Genomic DNA, 243 nt, shown 5'->3' on the forward strand with positions numbered 1-243 from the left:
CCTCGTCCCCTCGAGGAAATTGATGACCGAGGTCGGAATCATCCTGAAGCGCTCGCAAGATTTGCGCGTAGCGGCCAGGTCTTTTGCGAAGTCTCGGCCGCCGCCGCTGCGGCGCATGAACGGAAAATCGAGCGCCCACCAGGCCAGCCCCATGAACGGGACGTACATCAGCTCGCGCTTGAGGAAGAATTTGAGGAACGGAATCTTCCCGGCAAAGACCTTCTGGAGGACCAGGATATCGAC

1 protein-coding gene is annotated in these 243 nt (G+C 59.3%); it reads right to left on the reverse strand.

Going from position 1 to position 243, the window contains the following annotated elements; all coding sequences use genetic code 11:
- Window positions 1-243: 1-acyl-sn-glycerol-3-phosphate acyltransferase (locus tag ACMUOY_RS20645; RefSeq protein ID WP_413894582.1), on the reverse strand; the 243-nt coding region annotated here is incomplete at both ends.

Source organism: Candidatus Skiveiella danica, from assembly GCF_022705245.1.
GTDB classification, from domain to species: domain Bacteria; phylum Pseudomonadota; class Gammaproteobacteria; order Burkholderiales; family Burkholderiaceae_C; genus Skiveiella; species Skiveiella danica.